1 protein-coding gene is annotated in these 566 nt (G+C 67.7%); it reads left to right on the forward strand.

Annotation, left to right across the window (positions count from 1 at the left end):
- Nucleotide 1: 1 nt before the first annotated feature.
- Nucleotides 2–566: acetaldehyde dehydrogenase (acetylating) (locus tag AC30CM_RS26980; RefSeq protein WP_490119972.1), on the forward strand; the 565-nt coding region annotated here is incomplete at its 3' end.

The raw sequence follows: 566 nt of genomic DNA on the forward strand, positions 1-566 counted from the left end.
GGTGGCGATCGTGGGGTCGGGGAACATCAGTACCGATCTGTTGTACAAGTTGTTGCGGTCGCAGTGGTTGGAGCCGCGGTGGATGATCGGGATCGATCCGGACAGTGAGGGGTTGGCGCGGGCGCGCACGTTGGGGTTGGAGACCAGCCACGAGGGGGTGGATTGGCTGCTGGGTCGTGACGAGTTGCCCGATGTGGTGTTCGAGGCGACGAGTGCCTACGTGCATCGGGCGGCGGCGCCGCGGTATGCCGAGGCGGGGATCCGGGCGATCGACCTGACCCCGGCGGCGGTGGGTCCGGGGGTGATCCCGCCGGCGAATCTGCGGGCGCATCTGGACGCGCCGAACGTGAACATGGTGACCTGTGGTGGGCAGGCGACGATTCCGATGGTGCATGCGGTGAGCCGGGTGGTGGACGTGGGGTATGCCGAGATCGTGGCATCGGTGTCCTCGGCGTCGGCGGGGCCGGGGACGCGGGCCAACATCGACGAGTTCACCAAGACCACCAGTGCGGGCGTGGAGGTCATCGGTGGGGCGGCGCGGGGCAAGGCGATCATCATCTTGAATC

The sequence above is a fragment of the Mycobacterium sp. DHQP2018-32-09 genome, assembly GCF_058148405.1.